The sequence below is a fragment of the Mycobacterium sp. genome (assembly GCF_035603715.1).
Classification (GTDB): Bacteria; Actinomycetota; Actinomycetes; order Mycobacteriales; family Mycobacteriaceae; genus Mycobacterium.
Genome location: NZ_DATNJW010000542.1, coordinates 1 through 3811 on the forward strand (window position 1 = coordinate 1; position 3811 = coordinate 3811).

At 66.8% G+C, this 3811-nt stretch carries 5 protein-coding genes; 1 reads left to right on the forward strand and 4 read right to left on the reverse strand.

Features of this window, described 5'->3' with window-relative positions; genetic code table 11:
• Window positions 1-215 precede the first annotated feature (215 nt).
• Entirely contained in the window at window positions 216-1190 is a 975-nt protein-coding gene (locus VN856_RS22420) for a diacylglycerol/lipid kinase family protein (RefSeq protein ID WP_325693119.1), read from the reverse strand.
• 41 nt (window positions 1191-1231) lie between these two features.
• Between VN856_RS22420 and VN856_RS22425 the strand changes: the two genes are divergently transcribed.
• Window positions 1232-1663 (forward strand): hypothetical protein, encoded by a 432-nt coding sequence (locus VN856_RS22425; protein WP_325693121.1) that lies wholly within the window; start codon window positions 1232-1234, stop codon window positions 1661-1663.
• Here the strand turns inward: VN856_RS22425 and VN856_RS22430 are convergent.
• Genes VN856_RS22430 through VN856_RS22440 form a run of 3 tightly spaced genes read right to left on the reverse strand, consistent with a single transcriptional unit; the run spans window position 1615 to window position 3780 of the window.
• A complete protein-coding gene (locus VN856_RS22430; protein WP_325693124.1) occupies window positions 1615-2097 on the reverse strand; it encodes a GNAT family N-acetyltransferase in 483 nt (160 codons plus the stop codon). The genes VN856_RS22425 and VN856_RS22430 overlap by 49 nt on opposite strands.
• Window positions 2094-3191: an isochorismate synthase gene (locus tag VN856_RS22435; protein WP_325693126.1), complete on the reverse strand. Its 1098-nt coding sequence runs from the start codon at window positions 3189-3191 to the stop codon at window positions 2094-2096. Before VN856_RS22435 ends, VN856_RS22430 begins: the two co-directional genes overlap by 4 nt.
• Window positions 3181-3780: an acid phosphatase gene (locus VN856_RS22440; RefSeq protein ID WP_325693129.1), complete on the reverse strand. Its 600-nt coding sequence runs from the start codon at window positions 3778-3780 to the stop codon at window positions 3181-3183. The genes VN856_RS22435 and VN856_RS22440 overlap by 11 nt, the downstream gene beginning before the upstream one ends.
• Window positions 3781-3811 lie beyond the last annotated feature (31 nt).

Genomic DNA, 3811 nt, shown 5'->3' on the forward strand with positions numbered 1-3811 from the left:
GCACGAATGATTTTCTTCGGCTGTTAACGCAGGCACAAGAAATGTTTCCGTACCGTTGCATGCAATCGTTCGATCGTTTCACAGGCTCAACAGATGTCAATAGCGGCTCGTTGGTCCGTGGGCAATGTCACTTCAGAGATCTGTTACTAAATCCCTTAATCGTTTGTACTACACTCCTTCGGAGCCTGGCCAGTGCTTTTGGCCACATACTACGATCACCGCAGGTCAGGAAGCCTTTTTAGGGGCGGAGCGACGACGTCCAGGGCGTCGGGAACCGCGCGGAAAGTCATCCGTTCACGCACGCCGTGGTAATCGCCGTCGAATTGGCTCGCCATGGGTGGATCGGCGCATGTCACCCGCACCCAATCCGCGTTGTCGTCGCGAACGACCTGGTCACCCTCGATCTTGGGCTGCTTGGAGAACATCTGTGCGACCAGCCTCAGGCTCGGCACGACCTTCAACCGGGTGACGCCGAAGACGCCCAGTCCGCCTTCGAAGCTGGTGCCGGGGTTGGTACACATCGGCCGATCGTCGGCGTAGGTCCACGGGCTGGAGTTGGACACGAAGACGAAGTAGACCCCGGAAATCGGCTTGCGCCCGGGCAATTCCACGGTCAGCCGCGGCTGCTTGCGGGAGTAGCCGACCGTCGCGCGCACCGCTGCGGTGATGTAGCGCGTCGGCGTGACTTTTTTGCCCTTCTCCCGCTGGGCCTCGACTTTGGCGACCGCCTCGGCGTCGACCCCCATGCCGGCGTTCAGCACGGCCCACTGCTCGCCGCAGTCGATCAGCCCGATCCGGCGCCAGTTCTTTTCCGGACCGTATTTGTCGAGCAGCCAGATGAGCTGGTTGGTGGCGTCGATGGGGCCCGGCGGGATGCCCAGCGAGCGTGCTGTCACATTCGCCGATCCACCGGGGACGATCGCCAACGCCGGTACGTGCCCGGTGGGCAGCTGCCCCGGTTTGCCGAGCAGGCCGTTGACCACGTTGCTCACCGTGCCGTCGCCGCCGTGCACGACGACGACATCAACGCCGTCCTGGACTGCGGCCTGGGCGATTTCGCCGCCATGGCCGCGGTGCCGGGTGTGCTCGACAGTCAAATCCAGGCGGCTTTTGAGTGCGCTCGCCAGCAGATCGCGGCCGGCCGTGGTGGTCGAGGTCGCGGTCGGGTTGACGATCAGCACGGCGCGCATGAGGCCAAAGCCTACGGGAGCGGCGACGTTACGCTGAGGCGGTGATCACCCGTCCTCCGGCCACAGTCCGCGGCGCGGGATTGATTGTTGCGGTTCAAGGCGCGGCAGGTCTGCTGGTCGCCGCGGTTCTGGTCATTCGGGCGATCGGCGGCGCGGATCAGCGGGTGGTCAACGGCTTCGGGACCGCAGTGTGGTTCGTCGTGGCCGGTGGTGCTGTGCTGGCTGCCGGTGGGGCCCTGCTCAACGGGAGGCGCTGGGGACGCGGGCTCGCCGTGTTCGCCGAGCTGTTGCTGTTGCCGGTGGCGTGGTATCTGACTGTGGGCTCGGACCGGGCGCTGTTCGGGATCCCGCTCGCTGCAGTGGCGTTGACGGCGTTGGCGTTGTTGTTCAGTCCGGCTACGTTGCGTTGGTTATCACCAGACGATCAGCCCGGTTCGGCCAGCGCGGCCAAGTCGGGACCGGACAGTCGGTAGGTGGTCCACTCGGTCTGCGGCGCAGCGCCGACGGCCCGATACAGCGCAATCGCGTCGGTGTTCCAGTTCAGCACCGCCCAGGCCAGCCGGGTGTAGTTGTTGTCGAGGCATTCTTGTGCGAGCGCCGCCAGCAGGCCGCGGGCTAACCCGAGACGGCGAAATCGACTCCGCACGTAGAGGTCTTCCAAGTAGATGCCCTCGATGCCGTCCCAGGTCGAGAAGTTGAGGAACCACAATGCCATCGCGGCGACTTCGCCGTCGACCTCTGCGACGTGCGCCCGTAGCGTCGGGTTCTCACCGAAAAGTGCTGTGCTGATTTGCGTCTCGACGACACTGCATTGATCGGCGGCGCGCTCGAAGCTGGCGAGGTCGTGGATCATCGCGGTGATCGCCCCGGCATCGGGTGGTGCGGCTCGACGGATGCGGACGGTCATGGTTGAACCCCCAGCGCGGTCAGGATGGTGATGAATTTTGTTGTGGTCTCGGCGACTTCGCCGTCGGGGTCGGATTCGGCGACGATGCCGCCACCGGCGTGGGCCAACGCGGTGCGACGGTCGGCGGCCAGTTGCGCGCCACGAATGGTGACCACCCAGCGTCCGTCGCCGGCGGCGTCGCACCAACCCACGGCGCCGGCGTAGAACCCGCGGTCGCCTTCCAGCGTGCTGATGAGTTGCGCGGCGGCGTCGGCGGGCACCCCGCCAACCGCAGGGGTGGGATGCAGGGCAAGCGTCAAATCGATTGCGGTGGTTGATGTGTCGCGCAGTCGTCCGGTGATCGGCGTGCTGAGGTGCCACAGCGCGGTGGTGCGGCTCAGCGTGGGCGCGGGGGAAAAAGTCAACTCGCTGCACAGCGGGCGCAGGGCCTCGGACATGGTGTCGATGACCAACTGATGCTCGTGGCGATCCTTGGCCGAATCGGCGAGCGCGGCCCCCGCGGCGGCGTCGGCTTCGGGGTCGGCGGCACGCGGTGCCGACCCGGCGAACGGCTGACACGTCACCCGGTCGCCGTCGCGCGCCACCAACAATTCCGGACTGGCACCAACGAGTGCCATGCCCGCATAGCGTTCGCCGGCCGCGGACAGGTCGACGAGGTAGCCGTAGGCGGCCGCGTCGTTGTCGGCCAACCGGCGCAGGATCATCCGGGCGTCCAGCGGGGCATCGGCGGCCAACCGCAGCGCGCGGGCGAGCACCACCTTCTGCAGCGTGCTGCCCGCGGCGGTCAGCACATCGCACGCCCGCCGAACCCGGTCGCGGTGCTCGTCTGGCGCGGGAATCGATCCGGCGACGTGTACCGCGGGCAGCGGTCCGGTTGGCCAGTCGGGTAGTTGATCAGCGTGGCGTACCGATCGCGGCGTCATCAGCGCCGTCGGCCCATTGGCGTCGAAAGGCAACGCGCCCAATACGATTGATGCTGAACCCGAACGCAATGCCGACTGCGCGCCGGCCACGTCGCGATAGCAGGCCTGCACGCCGTCGGCGATCAGCACACCGGCCGGCCCGCACAGCACAAACGGCGGCTCAGTCGTCATAGGGACGGGGCAGCCCCAGCGCGCTCAGCTGGCGGATCCCGTGTTCGAACCCGCCGACCGCGACCGAGGCGGGGCCCATGCCGAAGCGGCTGCCCTCGACGAGTGGCAGCTGCACCCAGCGGGTGATGACGGCGCGAGAAAAGTGGCCATGTCCCACGAACACCACGTCACGGGTCGCCATCAGCTCCAATGCCAAAGCCACGGCGCGGTCCGCGCGCTCGCTGACTTGCGCGACGGATTCGCCGTCCGGGCCGCCGTGCGTCCAGATCGACCAACTGGGATGGGATTTCTGAATCTCCGCGCTCGTCAGGCCCTCATAGGAGCCGTAATCCCACTCGGCGAGCAGCTCGGACTTTTCGTCGACGTTCAGGCCGGCCAGTTCAGCAGTCTCCACCGCACGCCGACGCGGGCTGCTGATCACCTTCGGATCGTCAAGGCGCAGGTCGGCCAGCGTCGGACCGGCGGCGACGGCCTGGGCACGACCGTTGTCGGTGAGGTCCAGATCGGTCGACCCGGTGTGCTGGCCGGACAGCGACCACTCGGTTTCCCCGTGGCGCAACAACACCAGCCGATGGCTCTCGACGCCCATGCTGACCGATTCTGCCTGACACACATAGCCA